The organism is Psychrobacter sp. H8-1 (assembly GCF_904846575.1).
GTDB classification, from domain to species: Bacteria; Pseudomonadota; Gammaproteobacteria; order Pseudomonadales; family Moraxellaceae; genus Psychrobacter; species Psychrobacter fulvigenes.
On record NZ_CAJHBG010000001.1, the window covers coordinates 1124241 to 1141606 of the forward strand.

15 protein-coding genes are annotated in these 17366 nt (G+C 45.0%); all 15 read left to right on the plus strand.

Translation table 11 applies throughout. The features are described from left to right. Window positions 1–40 precede the first annotated feature (40 nt). The 15 genes from JMY01_RS04710 (at window position 41) to JMY01_RS04780 (ending at window position 17318) form a co-directional block, all read left to right on the plus strand. Window positions 41–1411 carry a lyase family protein gene (locus JMY01_RS04710; RefSeq protein ID WP_201574478.1) on the plus strand — a complete coding sequence of 457 codons (1371 nt, stop codon included), beginning with the start codon at window positions 41–43 and terminating at the stop codon, window positions 1409–1411. Between the two features lie 226 nt (window positions 1412–1637). Beyond that, window positions 1638–2693 carry a TRAP transporter substrate-binding protein gene (locus JMY01_RS04715; RefSeq protein WP_201577205.1) on the plus strand — a complete coding sequence of 352 codons (1056 nt, stop codon included), beginning with the start codon at window positions 1638–1640 and terminating at the stop codon, window positions 2691–2693. Between the two features lie 51 nt (window positions 2694–2744). Further along, window positions 2745–3794, plus strand: a complete 1050-nt coding sequence (locus tag JMY01_RS04720) for a TRAP transporter substrate-binding protein (protein WP_201574480.1) — start codon at window positions 2745–2747, stop codon at window positions 3792–3794. A 59-nt stretch (window positions 3795–3853) separates the two neighbouring features. Next, window positions 3854–4645 carry a class II aldolase/adducin family protein gene (locus JMY01_RS04725; RefSeq protein WP_227677672.1) on the plus strand — a complete coding sequence of 264 codons (792 nt, stop codon included), beginning with the start codon at window positions 3854–3856 and terminating at the stop codon, window positions 4643–4645. A gap of 306 nt (window positions 4646–4951) precedes the next feature. Then, window positions 4952–6160 carry a 3-oxoadipyl-CoA thiolase gene (gene pcaF / locus JMY01_RS04730; protein ID WP_201574483.1) on the plus strand — a complete coding sequence of 403 codons (1209 nt, stop codon included), beginning with the start codon at window positions 4952–4954 and terminating at the stop codon, window positions 6158–6160. 2 nt (window positions 6161–6162) lie between these two features. Further along, complete coding sequence (locus tag JMY01_RS04735) at window positions 6163–7335, plus strand: alpha/beta fold hydrolase (protein ID WP_201574484.1); 1173 nt, start codon at window positions 6163–6165, stop codon at window positions 7333–7335. A 63-nt stretch (window positions 7336–7398) separates the two neighbouring features. Next, the gene (gene pcaH / locus JMY01_RS04740; protein ID WP_201574485.1) at window positions 7399–8127 is read left to right on the plus strand and encodes a protocatechuate 3,4-dioxygenase subunit beta; all 729 of its coding nucleotides are present in this window, start codon (window positions 7399–7401) and stop codon (window positions 8125–8127) included. A gap of 3 nt (window positions 8128–8130) precedes the next feature. Then, window positions 8131–8754 (plus strand): protocatechuate 3,4-dioxygenase subunit alpha, encoded by a 624-nt coding sequence (gene pcaG / locus JMY01_RS04745; RefSeq protein WP_201574486.1) that lies wholly within the window; start codon window positions 8131–8133, stop codon window positions 8752–8754. A 58-nt stretch (window positions 8755–8812) separates the two neighbouring features. Continuing rightward, window positions 8813–10000 carry a 4-hydroxybenzoate 3-monooxygenase gene (pobA, locus tag JMY01_RS04750; RefSeq protein ID WP_201574487.1) on the plus strand — a complete coding sequence of 396 codons (1188 nt, stop codon included), beginning with the start codon at window positions 8813–8815 and terminating at the stop codon, window positions 9998–10000. Window positions 10001–10045: 45 nt separating this feature from the next. Next, window positions 10046–10717 carry a 3-oxoacid CoA-transferase subunit A gene (locus JMY01_RS04755; RefSeq protein ID WP_201574488.1) on the plus strand — a complete coding sequence of 224 codons (672 nt, stop codon included), beginning with the start codon at window positions 10046–10048 and terminating at the stop codon, window positions 10715–10717. Beyond that, a complete protein-coding gene (locus JMY01_RS04760; RefSeq protein ID WP_307781393.1) occupies window positions 10714–11367 on the plus strand; it encodes a 3-oxoacid CoA-transferase subunit B in 654 nt (217 codons plus the stop codon). The genes JMY01_RS04755 and JMY01_RS04760 overlap by 4 nt, the downstream gene beginning before the upstream one ends. A 228-nt stretch (window positions 11368–11595) precedes the next feature. Beyond that, window positions 11596–12123 carry a TRAP transporter small permease gene (locus tag JMY01_RS04765; protein ID WP_201574489.1) on the plus strand — a complete coding sequence of 176 codons (528 nt, stop codon included), beginning with the start codon at window positions 11596–11598 and terminating at the stop codon, window positions 12121–12123. Continuing rightward, on the plus strand, window positions 12120–13412 hold the full coding sequence (locus JMY01_RS04770) for a TRAP transporter large permease (RefSeq protein ID WP_201573378.1): 1293 nt from the start codon (window positions 12120–12122) through the stop codon (window positions 13410–13412). Before JMY01_RS04765 ends, JMY01_RS04770 begins: the two co-directional genes overlap by 4 nt. Before the next feature lie 668 nt (window positions 13413–14080). Further along, window positions 14081–14911 carry a p-hydroxycinnamoyl CoA hydratase/lyase gene (locus JMY01_RS04775; RefSeq protein WP_201574490.1) on the plus strand — a complete coding sequence of 277 codons (831 nt, stop codon included), beginning with the start codon at window positions 14081–14083 and terminating at the stop codon, window positions 14909–14911. Between the two features lie 511 nt (window positions 14912–15422). After that, window positions 15423–17318 carry a feruloyl-CoA synthase gene (locus JMY01_RS04780; protein WP_201574492.1) on the plus strand — a complete coding sequence of 632 codons (1896 nt, stop codon included), beginning with the start codon at window positions 15423–15425 and terminating at the stop codon, window positions 17316–17318. The last annotated feature ends 48 nt before the right edge of the window (window positions 17319–17366 follow it).

A 17366-nucleotide genomic window follows, 5' to 3' on the forward strand; every position in this document is an offset into this window, starting at 1 on the left:
ATAATTACCAATAAATGATGACTAAAATTAGGGATTTTAAATGCACATTACTCAATTAATCAATCAGCCTTTTGTACATCCTGACATTGCCCAAGATTTTTCTGATCGTTTGTTTGTGCAAGCGATGTTGGATTTTGAGCTGTCTATCATAGAAGCCAGAGAACATCATAGCCTCATTCCTACAGGTATTCTACAGCAAACTAAGCAAGCATTAACGATAGATTTATTTGATATTGAGGCGATTGGGTCACAAACTTATTTGGGTGGCAATGCTGCCATTCCTTTTGTCGCCCAAGCCAAATCTTTGTTACCTCCAGAAATAAAACCTTATTTTCATAAAACAGTCACCAGTCAAGATGTGGTTGATACCGCGATGATGATGATGCTTAAGCCAGCACTAAGACGCATCAATCATGACTTGATCGATGTGCTGCAAGCGTGCGCTGTATTGATAGAAGCCCACAGCACGACACCGATGGCGGGTAGGACGTTATTGCAACAAGCCTTACCGATTACTTTTGGCGTAAAAGTATCACAGTGGGCGGCATCATTAATCGCTGTGATGCCAAATTTAGCACAATTAGAGCAATCAGGTTTTTATTTGCAATGGGGTGGGCCTGTTGGGGTCAGTGATCCAGAGAATGAGCAGTATGAGCTACCCCAGCAAGTCGCCACACTACTTGGTTTGTCACTGCCATTATTACCTTGGCATACCAATAGGCAACCGATTCATGCGATCGCTTCCGCATTAGATGCCTGTGCAGGCGCGATGGAAAATATCATTGATGACATCGCATTACTGTGTCAGTCTGAGTTGGGTGAAGTGGCTGAGCCTGCGATTAAAGGGATGGGCGGATCATCTTCAATGCCCCATAAGCGCAATCCTGTATTGTGTGCCTTAATTAAGACAGCCACTTTAAGAATGCATGGCCATCTGAGTGTGATTAGTAATACAACGGCTCAACCTTTTGAGCGCGCATTAGGCCAATGGCATGCCAGTTGGGTACCTTTAACCGAGGGAGTGGCTTTAGTCGCAGGTGCAGCAGCCTATCTGAAGACTTTGCTACAAGGTCTGCAAGTCTATCCAGAACGCATGGCCGCCAACCTTGATTTAAATAGCGACGCTTATCTTATTGAGTCTTTGCAGCGTTATTTTTTACACAACCAACAGCAAGCTTATCCTTTGATAGAGCAAGCCAGCCAAGAAGCGCATAGCGAGCACAAAGGGTTTGTGCAGACTCTCTTAGCTTTATTAGAAGCGCAGTCTATAGATAGCGATGCCAATAACAATAGCGCTGAACTTAAAGCCATTCTATCGCCTTTAACCTATAGCGGTGCTGCAGATAGACAGTGCCAAATGATATTACAAACCATTGAAAAATTAATTCTGGCTCTAAAAGATGATAAATAGAGGGTAATAAATCAAATAACGCGATTGACACAAGGATAGAAAAGGGTTACCTTAATTCACTATACAAACAACTATTCTAATGAAGAACAAATACAACCAACTCCTAATGGTTTGGTTGTGCATTTCCTCAAAGTTGTTTTCATGATTGCCATCAAGCAAGCTGCGCCTGACTTGATACTAGAGCTTTATACTAGAATTATATTTAACCATCAAAAAGGATTTCATGATGAAGAAGACTCTCGCACTTAGTATGGCCTTAGCCGCTATGATTGGTATCGCTGGTTGCTCGCAATCAAATGATACCGCTAGTGATGGTGCTGTAGACTCTAAAGAAACCACTACCTTACGTTTTGCCCATTTCTGGCCAGCGACTTCAGCGACGCATACAGAGGTTTTTGCTCCTTGGGCGCAAAAGATTGAAGAAGAGTCAGACGGACGATTGAAAGTTGAGATTTTCCCTTCTGCAACCCTCAGTAAAGCCGACGCTGCCTATGACGCAGCCTCTAAAGGCATGGTCGATATAGGCTCGCAGCTTCAAGGTTATACCGCTGGGCGTTTTCCATTGACTCAAATCACAGAGCTCCCAGGTCTATCTAACTCAGCAACGCAAATGAACTGTATGCTACAGACCTTATATGATGATGGGGTGATATCAAGTGAGTATGAGGACACACACCTACTATTTATGATGGGTACGGGCCCTGGAGGTATACATACGGTTGACCAACCTATCAACAAACCAGATGATTTGAAAGGCTTGCGTATTCGCCGTCCATCTGCCATCGCTGGAGACATCATTGAAGCGGCAGGTGGTACACCTGTAGGCTTGCCTGTTACTGATGTATATACGTCACTACAACGTGGTGTGCTTGATGGCTTGAGTCTGCCATGGGATGCCATGGGGTCATTTAAACTGATTGAGCTTTCAAACACCCATACCAATATTCCGTTTTATAGCTCGGCTATTGTGGTCACTATGAACAAGGATAAATATGCAGGGTTGCCAGAGGATCTGCAGCAGGTCATCGATAATAACTCTGGAAAAATGATGGCGGCACTTGCCGGTAAAGTGTTCGATGCAGAAGATGATAAGTTTATGGCTGAAGCCAAAGCGAAAGGTGATGTGATGATAGACATCCCTGATCCATTGAATGATCCTGCTTGGAGAGGCCCACTAGAAGCAGGCACGCAAAAGTACTTAAAAGATGTTGAAGCACTTGGATTAGATGCACAAATGGTCTATGAAAAAGCCAAAGAAGCAAGTGCGGCTTGTAAGTCCTAAAGTATGTATAATAAAAATTAGATACAGCTTATTTACAGGGAAGAAATAACAATGTCTAATAAATTTAAAACCAGTGCTATGTTTTTATTGGTAGCGTCTGCGATGGGTCTTGCAAGTTGTTCAGGTCAGCCTGAAGGGGCGGTTAAAGAGGACGCTATAATCTTAAGGTTCTCTCATTTTTGGCCCTCTACAGCTGCGCTACATAAAGATGTGTTTGAGCCATGGGCTAGACAAATCGAAGACGAATCAGCTGGTAGGCTCAAGGTTGAGATTTATCCTTCAGCAACCTTGAGTAAGCCTGACATCACTTATGATTCAACGGCTAAGGGTACGGTTGATATAGGCGCTCAGGTTCAAGGCTATATCAGTGGCCGTTTTCCATTGACTGAGATTACTCAGCTGCCAGGTCTGTCAAGCTCAGGTACTCAATTAAGCTGTATGCTACAAACTTTGTATGATGATGATGTGATAGCAAGTGAGTATGAGGACACGCACCCGTTATTTATGATGGCTTCAGGACCTGGCGCTTTTCATACTATTGATAAGCCTATCCGCAAGCCAGAAGACTTAAAAGGCATGCGTATTCGCCGCCCGTTAGAGATAGCGGCTAACATTATCGAAGCGGCTGGTGGCACCCCTGTTGGTATGCCAGCATCTGATCAATATACGTCTTTGCAGCGCGGCGTCATTGATGGAGTGAGTACGCCTTGGGATGCGGCAGGCGCTTTTAGGTTGGCTGAATTGACCAATACGCATACGACCATGCCTCTATATGGCTCGGCTTTGCTTGTGACGATGAATAAAGGTAAGTATGAAAGCTTGCCTGATGATCTCAAAAAAGTCATCGATGACAACTCAGGCATGGAGATGGCAAAGGTTGCAGGTAATTTATTTGATAGCGAAGATACCAGAGTGATTGCTGAGGCCAAAGCTCGCGGTGATACGATGATAGAGATTCCTGATCCATTAAACGATTCTGCTTGGAGCGGTATACTCAAGACAGAAATTCAAAGCTATTTAGACAATCTTGAAGCTCAAGGACTGGACGCGCAAGGTGTCTATGAAAAAGCGCAAGCAGCAAGTAGAGCTTGTAAAGTTTAAAGCGTAGCAGAGTTCTTAGTCAAAAAAGCATATCGTTGATAAGAGTTATGGAGGACATTATGGATCAGACTATGAAAGATATTTTTGCCTCAGCAGTGACGCCTGCAGGTTATAGCGATATTGAATGGAAGGCTCGAGTAGAGTTAGCACTGTGCTATAGGATGGTTGATTATTATGGATGGACGACTCAAGTTTATAACCATGTTTCATATAGAATCCCAGGTACTGAGCACTTACTCATTAATGCCTTTGGTCTTCTATACAGTGAAATCACCCCTTCAAATCTGGTAAAAATAGATTTTGATGGCAATAAAGTTGATGACTCACCTTATCCTATCAATAAAGCTGGTAGTGTTATTCATACGGCCTTGCATAAGGGCAGACCTGATGTTCACTGCGTCATGCATACCCATAATCCTGATGTTCAAGCAGTAAGTGCGCTCAAGTGTGGCTTTATGCCCTTATATCAAGAAGCTTTTATGTTCTACGATCGTATTGGCTACCATGACTTTGAAGGCATCGTACTGGATGAAAGCGAGCAGCAAAGATTGGTAGACTCGCTAGGCCCGACCAATCACACCTTGATGCTTAACAATCATGGAGTTATTACTACTGGGCCTGATGTGGCTTGGGCATTTATGCGAATGTACCAAATTATACAAGGCTGTCAGGTTCAGTTAAAAGTCATGGCATCAGGCGGTGAGTTACTGCAAGCCAGTGAAGAAGCCATGATTAGAACCAGAGAGCAGTTTGAAGGTGGCGACGCCCAAGGCGGTGCTGAGGTTAGACTGCCTGAGTGGCCGGCGTATTATCGTTTGATGAGTAGGCTTGATCCTAACTGGATTAGATAACAAGACCATGCAAATGATTTATATAGTTTTTTGAAATGAATAAAACCTACGGTAATCCGTAGGTTTTTTTTTGAAAAACAAGTCAACCATATTGACAGAAGGCTAGAAAAGGGTTAAGTTAATTCACTATACGAACAACAATTCTTATATAGAACAAATTTGGTCGTGATTGTTCTTGGTAGTGATCATCGTTAAGTCATGAGTGTTATTAAATTGTGATGATCATCGAATCGTGTAATAGTTAAGTCACGACAATGAACAATGAGAAATGAACCGATCTAACATCATCTCTAGGGAGAGAGAAACATGACAGCAGTTTATATTTGTCATCCAAAACGTTCAGCGGTAGGCCGCTATGGTGGCTCTTTGGCTGATATCCGTCCAGATGACTTGCTTGCACAAGTGATTAAGTCTGTATTGGCAGATGCACCTGAATTTGACCATAGCGCGATCGAAGATGTGTTCATGGGCTGTGCCAACCAAAGTGGTGAAGACAATCGCAACGTTGCCCGTATGAGTAGCTTGCTATCTGGTTTAACAGAGCAAGTGCCGGCAACGACTATCAACCGTTTGTGTGGCTCTGGTTTAGATGCAGTGGGCACGGCTTTTCGCGCGATTGCCAGTGGTGAGATGGAGTTGGCACTGGCTGGCGGTGTGGAGTCGATGACGCGCGCGCCATTTGTGATGGGTAAACCAGAAAAAGCTTATGATCGTAGTCAGAAACTACAAGACACGACCATGGGCTGGCGCTTTATTAATAAAAAGCTTGATGAGATGTATGGCACAGAAGCGATGCCACGTACCGCAGAGAATCTAGCAGAAAAATACAATATCTCGCGCGAAGATCAAGATGCTTTTGCAGTATGGTCGCAACAAAAAGCCGCCGAAGCACAAAATGACGGTCGTCTAAACGCAGAGATCACTCCTATTACTATCGAGAGGCGTAAGCAAGAGCCACTCGTCGTAGATAAAGATGAGCACCCACGTCCGAATACTGATATGGCCGCTTTAACAAAGCTACGCCCTATCTATGAGAATGGCACAATCACCGCAGGCAATGCCTCAGGTATTAATGATGGTGCTGCTGCGATGTTGGTTGCTAGCGCTGCCGCCGTAAAGAAATACGGCTTGACGCCTGTGGCAAAAATCGAAGGCATGGCAACGGCTGGTGTCCTGCCAACGATTATGGGTATCGGACCTGTGCCTGCTACTCAGAAGCTATTAAAGCGGCTCAATATCAGTTTGGATGATATCGATGTTATCGAGCTTAATGAGGCTTTTGCTGCGCAAGCGTTGGCTTGTTCCCGTGAGTTGGGACTTGAGGATCGTGACGAGCGTATTAACCCTAGAGGTGGTGCTATTGCTTTGGGTCATCCGCTCGGGGCGTCGGGCGCGCGTATCTTAATCTCGGCTATCCATGAGTTACAGCATAGCAAAAAAGATCGGGCACTTTGTACCATGTGCATTGGCGTTGGGCAGGGCATTGCCTTGGTCGTTTCAAGAGTAGGAGAATAATAATGGCATTTTTAGCGACAGACGCTCACCTTATTGGCTATCAAGACAGTGGCGAAACCTATTTACCGGCATTATTTATGGCGCATCCATTGGGAATGAGCCGTGATGTTTGGGATGAAGTCTGTGATGAGCTACATGGGCATTATCGTTGTGTGCGCTGGGACTTACCAGGTCATGGTAGTAGCGGCGCTGCGGCAGAGGGACTGACAGCTGAGCTGCTTGCGCGCGATGTTCTTGCTTTGGCTGACACTTTAGACATTGATAGCTTTCATTTTATCGGTACCTCAATTGGCGGTGTCATTGGTCAAAGCTTATGCCAGATAGCGCCGCAGCGTTTAGAGCAAGTTTGGCTCACCAATACCGGTGCGGTGATCGGCACCAAAGAAGCTTGGGCTGAGCGTGCTGACAATGTGCGTCGCTTGGGCTTGGCTGAAATGGCGGAAGCCATTGTGCCGCGCTGGTTCTCACCAAGTTATGTCGAGCAGAATTCTGATGTATTACAAGGCTGGCAAGTACAATTGTCACGCAGCGATGATGAAAGCTATGCCAAGCTTTGTGAAGCATTAGCAGAGGTCGATAATCGCGGAAAGCTAGCGGATTATGCTAATGGTGTGGCATTGATAGCGGGTGCAGATGATGTCTCAACGCCTGTCACTGCTTTAGAGTCACTGAAAGCTGAATTTACTGATGCCAGCCTAAGCGTCTTTGCAGGGGTAGGTCATGTGCCGTCAGTTGAGGCGCCAAGCCTATTGGTTAAGCATATTCAAACCAATGCAGATCGCGCGACTGTTGGTCAAACGGGCATTAGCTATGAGCAAGGTTTGGTACAGCGTAAGCGTATTTTAGGAGAGGAGCATGTCGAAAGAGCCTCTAAAAATGCGACCACATTAGACAATCCATTTCAGCAGTTTATCACCCGTAATGCTTGGGGCGAGTTATGGGGAAATCCAAGCCTCACGGTACAGCAACGCAGCATGATTACCACAGGCATATTAGCAGCACTAGGACGTGATGGAGAGCTTGGTTTGCACCTGCGCACCGCAAAGCGTCTAGGCATCAATGAAGATCAGCTGCGTCAAGTACTGATGCATGTGGCTATCTATGCTGGCGTACCAGCAGCCAACCATGCTTTTTCTTTGGCCAAGGACAATGGCTGGGGCCATGCAATTTCTTAAAATTAACACTGTAAAGCAAACTGTCTACATAAAGGTCGCTTTATAAGAATGGAGAAAACCATAATGAGTCAAAAGTATCCTTATTTTATTGCTCGTGATCGGGCATGGCAACCAGCACAATACACGCCAAGCTATAAAACATCGGTGACGCGTTCGCCGCGCCAAGCACTGGTCAGCATCCAAAATGCCAGTCCTTCTGAGCGCAGTGGTCCTGTTTTTGATGGTTTAGCGCTTGGTCAATACGACAATGATTTATTAATGAACTTTCGTACCGAAGGGTCTGCAGCAGGCATGCCTGTTGGTGAGCGCATTATCATGCATGGCCGGGTGATTGATCAATTCGGTAAGCCGGTGCCTAATACTTTGGTTGAGATGTGGCAAGCAAACGCTGGTGGTAAATACCGCCACAAAAAAGATGGCTATATAGCCGCATTAGACCCGAGCTTTGGTGGTGTTGGTCGTTGTATTACCGATGCTGATGGTCGTTATCGCTTTCGTACAGTTCGTCCAGGCCCTTATCCTTGGCCCAATGATATCAATACTTGGCGTCCAGCGCATATTCACGTGTCGGTCATGGGGCCTTCGATCTCAACGCGTTTGATCACCCAAATGTACTTTGAAGGTGATCCTCTCATTCCGCTGTGCCCTATTGTACAAGTATTAAAAGATCCAGAAGCCGTTGAAACGATGATTGCACGCTTAGATATGGCCATGAGTAAACCCATGGACTGCTTAGCGTATCGTTTTGACATTGTCGTTCGCGGCGCATTACAAACCTATTTTGAGGAGTAAAACATGTATAGCCAATACAAATTACAAGATGAAACGGGTTTATTGCGCGAAACAGCATCGCAAACGGCAGGGCCTTTTGTGCATATTGGTTTGGCGTTAGAAATTGCTGGTTTTGAATCACGAGCAGATGAAATATGGCAGGATTTGGCCAAAGAAGGCGCCGAAGGTGAGCATATTGAGTTGGTTGGTCGGGTGTATGACGGCAATGGCGACTTGGTGCGTGATGCCTTAATTGAAATCTGGCAAGCCGACAGTCAAGGCAACTATATTGCCAATTTTGATAACAAAAAACCTTTTAGTGGTTTTGGGCGTAGCGCCTGTGCAGTAGACGGTGATTTTCATTTTAATACCATTAAACCTGGGCAAGTAGATTTTAATGGTAAGCCAATGGCGCCGCATATCAATATCGCTGTGTTTGCCCGTGGTATCAATATCCATCTACAAACCAGAGCCTATTTCGATGACGAACAAGCGGCCAATGATAACTGCCCAATCCTGAATGGCATTCCATCGGACGTACGCCGTAAAACATTGGTAGCAGTCAAAGAAGCAGGCGAGGGTAAGCCGCGTTATCGTTTTGATATCTACCTACAAGGCGCGGGCGAGACGGTATTTTTTGATTTTTAACATCAATATATTTCATAAATATTAATCAACATTCTAATTAGATAATGAGAGGGATTTCATGACTAAAACTCAAGTTGCCATCATCGGCGCCGGTCCATCAGGCTTATTGCTCGGTCAATTACTGACCAAAGCCGGCATTGATAATATTATTTTAGAAAGAAAATCTGGAGACTATGTCTTAAGTCGTATTCGTGCGGGTGTGTTAGAGCAAGGTACGGCAGATTTGATTCGTGAAGCTGGTGCGGGCGCGCGTATGGATAAAGAAGGCATCATCCATACCGGGACAGATTTTAGTTTCCAAGGTGAGCATCATCATCTGGATTTAGAAAAGTACAGCGGTGGCAAACACGTCATCGTCTATGGCCAAACAGAAGTCACCCGCGACTTGATGGATGAACGTAAAAAAGCAGGCGGCGTCACCGTCTATGAAGCCGATAACGTCAAGCTACACGACATTGATTCAGACAACCCTTATGTGACCTACTATCACAATGATGAGCCCTTCCGTATCGATTGTGATTATATCGCTGGTTGCGATGGTTTTCACGGCGTGACGCGCAAATCCATTCCACACGACAAGCTGGTAGAGTACGAAAAGGTCTATCCTTTTGGCTGGCTCGGTCTGATGAGTGATACGCCACCAGTACATGATGAGTTGGTCTACTGTGCCCATGAGCGAGGCTTTGCCTTATGTTCCATGCGTTCAGAGACGCGCAGTCGTTATTACTTGCAAGTACCTGATACCGATACCATGGAAAACTGGAATGAAGAAAAGTTCTGGGATGAGTTAAAGCGCCGTATTCCACCAGAAATGGCAGAGCGCTTAGTCACAGGTCCTGCGTTAGAGATGAGTATTGCACCACTGCGCTCTTATGTCTGTGAAACCATGCAGTATGGCAAAATATTCTTGTTGGGTGATGCGGCGCATATCGTACCACCAACAGGGGCTAAAGGCTTAAACCTTGCCGCCAGTGATGTAGAAACAGCATTCCGTCTGTTTGTCAAAATCTATAACGAAGGCCGTACGGATCTGATTCCACGCTATCAAGAGATTTGCTTAGCCCGCGTCTGGAAAGCGGTACGTTTTTCATGGTGGATGACCATGTTCTTACACCGTTTTGAAAGTGCTGGTCGTTTTGATTTCCGTGTCCAACAAGCTGAGTTTGATTATTTCATTCACTCAGAAGCAGGGAAGACAACCATTGCTGAGAACTACGTTGGATTACCGTTTGAAGAGCTAGAATAAGCCATTCAGACTCAGATTTTTGCTTCTTTTTTATAGGACAAATCAATGTTAAACAAAATAACAGAATCTGCGGCCGAAGCCATCAGTAATATCAATGATGGCGCCACCATCTTGATAGGTGGCTTTGGTTTGGCTGGACAGCCAGCAGAATTGATTGATGCGCTGATTGAGCGTAATGCAAAAGACTTAACGATTGTTAATAATAACGCTGGCAACGGTGATACAGGGCTAGCTGCGCTACTAAAGGCAGGCTGTGTCCGTAAGATAATCTGCTCTTTCCCGCGTCAGCACGACTCATATATCTTTGATGATCTCTACCGAGCAGGAAAGATTGAGCTGGAAGTAGTGCCACAAGGTACATTGGCTGCCCGCATTCAAGCAGGCGGTAGTGGTCCTGGTGCGAATTTTACCCCGACAGCTTATGGAACCTTGCTTGCTGAAGGTAAAGAGACGCGCACCATTGATGGTGTCAACTATGTATTAGAGTACCCTATCAAAGGCGATTTTGCGCTCATTAAAGCATTGAAAGGCGATCGTTGGGGTAACCTGATTTACAATAAAGCTGCCCGCAACTTTGGGCCTATTATGGCTGCTGCATCCAGTCATACGATAGCCCAAGTCAGTGAAGTGGTGGAGCTTGGCGTTTTAGATCCTGAGCATATCGTCACCCCAGGTATTTTCGTTCATGAAGTCGTTTGTATTGGAGCAAAAGCATGATGACTAAACAGACACCATGGTCAGTAGATGAGATCGCCCGCCGCGTTGCAGAGGATATTGAAGAAGGCATGTACGTAAACTTGGGTATTGGCCAGCCCACGAAAGTTGCCGACTTTTTACCAGATGATAAAGATATCTTTTTACACAGTGAGAACGGTGTATTGGGCATGGGCCCTGAACCTGCTGAGGGTGAAGAGGACGGCGATTTAATCAATGCTGGTAAACAATATATCACCTTGCTAGAAGGCGGTAGTTATTTCCATCACGGCGATTCTTTTGCGATGATTCGCGGTGGTCATATCGACCTATGTGTACTAGGGGCCTTTGAAGTCGCTGAGAATGGCGATATTGCTAACTGGTTTTTAGGTCGACCACAAGATATTCCCGCAGTAGGTGGGGCGATGGACTTAGCGGTTGGTGCGAAAGAGGTTTATGTCATGATGGATCATGTCAGCAAAAATGGCGATCCTAAAATTGTTGAAAAGCTTAAGCTGCCTATCACTGGTGAAAAGTGCGTCAATCGCATCTACACTGATCTGGCAGTGATTAATGTCACCGATAAAGGCTTGGTCGTACGCGAAATGATCGATGGCTTAACCTTTGAGGAGCTGCAAGATAAGACAGGCGCTAAACTAATCGACAACACGTAATAAATTTCAATATCTAACCATCAAGAAGGGATTCCATGATGAAAACAAATTCAAAACGTGAAGTAGCGAAAGCTACTTCACGCAAAACAACTAGACTTACGATGTCTAGCTTCGCTGATAGTAAAGTATCTAGCCTTAATAATACAGGGGAGGTCAAAGCATCTCTATTCTCAGATCATATGGCCGCCAGCGCCACCTGTAAAGTTTAACCTACAAGGCATACCTCCTATGATATTTTTAACCAAACTCAGCACCCTCATCTCCAGGCTGTGCCAACTTATCGGCGGCATCAGCCTAGTGATCATCGTCCTCGTCACCATCCTTGACGTCGGCGCCCGCTACATCTTCAAACTCACCGGCGGAGAAATGGGCTTCACCGTCAAAGGCAGCGTCGAGATCGTCTCCTACTTCATGCTCTTCGCCCTACTGGCCGCCTTTGCCGCTTTTGTTGAACGCTCACAAATCATCGTCGACGTCTTCACCCAAAAAATGTCCAAAGCCATCAAAGGCTACATGATGGGCGTCTTCATGATGGGCTTCTTCCTTATCGGACTCGTCTTCACCTGGGGACTATATGAAAGCGCCCTAGACGCCATAGAATTTGGCAAAGTCACCCAAGACCTTAGAATCTCCATGATGCCCATCTACGTGCTCAGCGCAGTACTCAGCCTACTACTAGCCATCCGCTCATTGATCGAATCCATCAACATCTTTAAAACAGGCGAATTCTTTGACGCCGAGGAGGCAGGCGCATGAGCCCAGAAATTATCGGAGCCATCGGCTTAATCGTCATGATCATACTGGTCGTCGTCAGAGTACCCGTCGCCCTTGCCATGCTCGGCGTTGGCCTCGTCGGCTTTGGCGCCGTCACCTCCCCAGACGGGGCCCTACAAATGCTCAAAGACCTCCCAGTCGACGTCTTAGCAAAGTATGACTTCAGTGCCATCCCACTATTCATCTTAATGGGCGTCTTTGCCACCCACTCAGGCATGGCAGGCAAACTCTTTGAATCCACCCGCACCATCTTTGGTGGCGTCAGAGGCAGCCTAGGTATTGCAGGCATTGGCTCCTCAGGCATCTTTGCCTCCATCTCAGGCTCCTCCCTTGCCACCGCCTCAACCATGACCCGTGTCGCCTTACCGCAAATGGAGAAATACGGCTACCAACCCGGCTTTGCCTGTGGCATCTTAGCCGCTGGTGGCACCCTTGGCATCATGATTCCGCCCAGCATCGCCTTACTGGTCTACGCCATCCTAACCGAACAGTCAGTCGGTGACATGTTCATCGCCGGCTTCCTACCAGGCATCCTTGGCATGGTCATGTACTCATTGACCGTCATGATCATGGTACGCTGGAAACCGCATCTCGCCCCGCGCGGCGAGAAGACACCCTGGAAAGACAAACTGCTGTCCCTAACCGGACTCATCCCCTTTGGCTTTATCTTCGTCGTCATCATTGCCGGTATCTTCTTTGGTTTGTTTACCCCAACCGAAGGCGCAGCAGTCGGCGCCTTTGCCTCATGGGCTTATGCCGCCGCCAAAGGCATGCGCCTAAAAGGATTGAAACAGTCACTGATTGAAACCTTAGCACTGTCTGCCGTGGTGTTCTTTATGCTACTGGGTGCAGAAGCCTTAGGATATTTCATCTCAGTCTCGCGTCTGTCTTATTCGTTAGCCACCTGGATTGGAGGACTGGCCGTCAGTCCGATGATCGTTCTGCTTGCTATCTTGCTGATGTACTTCTTGCTCGGTCTGTTTATGGACGCCTTGGCGATGCTGGTGATCACCATTCCGGTGGTGTTCCCCATCATCCTAGCATTGGGCTTTGATCCGATCTGGTTTGGTATCATTGCGGTACTTACGGTAGAGCTTGGACTGATTACGCCGCCGATGGGGATGAATATCTTTGTGATTAAGGCGGTGGCACCGCATATCAAGCTGTCAGATATGTTTAAGGGGGTGGCGCCCTTTATTGTCTCTGACTTTGTTAGGCTTGCTATCCTATTGGCTTTCCCGGTGATTTCATTAGGACTGCTTGGGGCGTAGGGTTGATTGCTGGTGTTGTTTAATGAGAGCCATGTTGTGATGACATGGCTTTTTTTGTGCATATAAGTATGAGTGAGATAGATCAGTGAATATATGTGACGTATAGTCAGAGTACTTTTAAACCGCTACGGTGTTAACCGCCCTAGATGTACTCAGTGTACTATCTGCGGTCGGTCGCCTTGTAGCGATTTTAAAATTCCTTGACTTATGGGTATTTAGTGGTTTTACTTTTTGATATATGCAGTCTTAGTCGTTACACGTTAATACTACGTTTACTTAAGCATTCATCCAATCTATGACAGGACCATTTTTATCAATTAGCTTTATTTTATATATTCTTAATTTATCAAGTTGCTTTGGGGGTGGGTTCATTGTGTTTGAATAGAAAATATATAGAAACAGCTGTATCTTAGGAGCGGTTGATGTTTATTATCCGTGATCTATACTTTAAGAGTGAATGATTAATAATATAAATATCCTATAGTTCTCAGAAAAGTCTTTGCAAGTTATAAAGTTTGTTGATAATATGAGTTAAACATCAATAGCCCGTCATACATAATTGATTTTTTAACTCATACAATTAATTACTTGATGATAGATGTTGATAGTGGGGGTAATCTTACTTAAACCTACCAAGGAAAGTAATCAAACGAACAAAGGAGCACACTATGTCAGATTATGAAAATCGCTGGACAACCGTCAAAGTAGAAGTAAACGAAAACATTGCTTGGGTGACACTAAATCGTCCGGATCAGCGCAACAGCATGAGTCCAACGCTTAACCGAGAAATGATAGAGGTGTTAGAGACTCTAGAGCAAGATCCAGATGCAGGTGTGGTCGTTATTACAGGCGAAGGTAGTGCTTGGACTGCAGGTATGGATCTCAAAGAGTATTTCCGTGAGACAGATGGGCAACCTGAAATTGCTCAAGAGAAAGCGCGTAGAGACGCTTGTAGATGGCAGTGGCAGCTTTTACGTATGTACAATAAGCCGACCATTGCTATGGTAAACGGTTGGTGTTTCGGTGGTGCTTTTTCGCCACTAGTCGCTTGTGATCTAGCTTATTGTGCCGATGAAGCAACCTTTGGTCTATCAGAAATCAACTGGGGTATCCCTCCAGGCAACCTCGTTAGCAAAGCGATGGCAGACACTGTGGGTCACCGCGAGTCTTTATATTACATTATGACGGGCGAACCATTTAAAGGTAAAAAAGCGGAACAAATGGGTTTGGTAAATAAGAGTGTGCCACTTGATGAGCTGAAAGCTGAAGTAGAGAAAGTTGCAAAAGTTCTTTTAGAGAAAAACCCAGTGGTTCTACGCTATGCAAAAAATGGTTTTAAGCGCTGCCGAGAGCTTACTTGGGATCAAAACGAAGACTATCTCTACGCTAAGCTTGATCAGTGTCTCATGCGTGATCCAGAAAATGGTCGTGCTGAAGGTATGCGTCAGTTCCTTGACGAAAAAAGCATCAAACCAGGATTACAAACCTATAAGCGTTAAAATTTTTACACCTTCTGTTTTATGAGAAAAAGCATATAACTCATCCCAATCTTTATATCCTGAGGTCCCTTTTTGATAGAGGGATCTCAATATTTTTTAAACTCAAGAAATAGCAGAGAAATAAGCTCGACTAACTTTAGCTCCATTCTGGAAAAGGAATTCCAACATTCGTTACGTACCTATTAGCCTGAACTGGCTTAATGGTATTTCCCCAGAGATGAAGCCATATATTGAAAACCTTTCAGCCACAGTTGTTTCTTAAAACGACAAATAGGTGGCGACAAGGCTATTACGAAAGTCAACTCGATAGGATTCGGGCTGCTTTCATAGTCTTTAGTCAAAAATGGTAAAGGATATAAGTTTTACCATCTGCATCGAAAGCGGAATCTGTTACATCAACTCTAGTAGCTTTGATTCAGTGAATACACTGAAGAGCATACGCCAAAATACATATCCGAGATGACTCAGTAAAAAACAAGGAAGAAATTAATCAAGACTAATGGAGTACTTCATGGCCCAATTTACCTATCATAGCTACCCAGAAAGAGCGGTTTCTGTTGGTAGTCACGAAGTTTCAGTTCACTATAAAAGCGCACAAGAAGGCGATATTATTTATATTAACGCTGTTGAGGAACTGCAGGACTATCCAGAGTGTCTATTCGATAAGCTATATGAGTATGCTGAAAAATATCCTGACAGAATACTTATCGCCCAACGTGAGCTCAATACCGAAACGGGTGAACGCGGCGACTGGATAGAAATCACCTACAGTGAAGTACTACAAAAGACTCGAAACATCGCTCAAGCATTGCTTGAATACGACCTTTCAGCAGAAAATCCACTGATGATATTGTCTGAAAACTCACTGGAAGTATTCTTGCTGATGTTTGGTGCCATGCTTGCTGGCGCTCCTTTCACTTTGATTGCACCTGCTTATTCATTACTCGCCAAAACGCCTGATAAGCTGCAATACGTAATTGATAAACTCACACCAGCGCTGTTTTATGCTGGTGATGGCAAAGGTTTTTTGCGTCAGCTCAAGGCGTGTGGTCAGCTAGATAAACCTATCATCACCTCAACAGGAGACCTTGATGGCGAATCATGCCTTCATTTCAACGACTTTGTGATGACGAATGCAACTGAGGAAGTTGAGCAAAAACATCATCAGATCAACGCCGATAGTATTGTAAAATTCCTGTTTACTTCAGGTTCGACAGGCGATCCTAAGGTGGTACCGACTACCCATCGTATGCTGTGTAGTAACCAACAAATGCTTAAGCAAACGCTACGCTTAACAGAAGAAGAGCCGCTTGTGCTGATTGATTGGTTGAGCTGGCATCATACTTTTGGAGGTAGTCACAACCTTGGCGTTGCCTTATATAATGGTGGGAATTTTTATATTGATGATGGCCGTCCTGTCGTAGGTAAATTTGATGAGACAATTCGTAATCTTAAAGAGATTTCTCCAAGCAAATACTTCAACGTACCAATAGGCTGGGCTATGCTTGCCAATGCTTTGGAAGAAGATAAGGTATTGCGAGATAACTTCTTCAAAAACATTGACTTATACTTTTTTGGTGGAGCAGGATTGTCGCCAGAGCTTTGGCAACAACTTTGTGACATCAGCTACCAACACTGCGGCGAAAAAATTCGCATTATGGCAGGGCTGGGCATGACTGAAACCTCACCATCTTGTACTTTTACAACAGGCCCATCGAATGCTACTGCCAGTTTTGTTGGTTTTCCTGCTCCTGGCGTTGAGATCAAACTTGTTCCTGTACAGGACAAACTAGAGTTACGTATTAGAGGGCCACATGTTATGTCAGGGTATTGGCGACATGACTCTACTGACCCCAATATTTCTGCTAGCTTTGATGAAGAAGGTTTTTACTGTACAGGGGATGGGCTAGTTTTTTATAACCCTGACGATCCTTTAGAGGGTCTGGTATATGACGGCCGTATTGCTGAAGACTTTAAATTAATGACAGGTACTTTTGTCAATGTTGGGGAGTTAAGAGGCCGCATAGTAATGCAAGGCCTTGATTTGATTGAAGACGCAGTATTGACTGGTGAAGGAAAAAGCGAAATCGGTGCTTTGGTATTTATTAAAGAAAAAGCCGCTCGGAAGCTAACAGGGCTGAGCGATGCCGAGCTAAAAGAGGTGCTAGAACACGATAAAGTACAAACATGGTTTAGCGACTTTATGAACAAGATTAACGATGGGTGTGACGCGAGTTCAAAAAGGATCGCCCGTATCTATCTGATGGAAAATCAAGCCAGTGTTGTTGAAGGTGAGAAAACAGATAAGGGAACGCTCAATCAACGAAAATTACGCAACAATAGAAAGCAAGAACTCAATGCGTTATACGGACAAGAAGTAGATAAATTGAGGTTTTTAGCCAAATAGCCTAACATGCGTCACCAGAGTATTTAACATTGCCAAGCAAGGAAAATA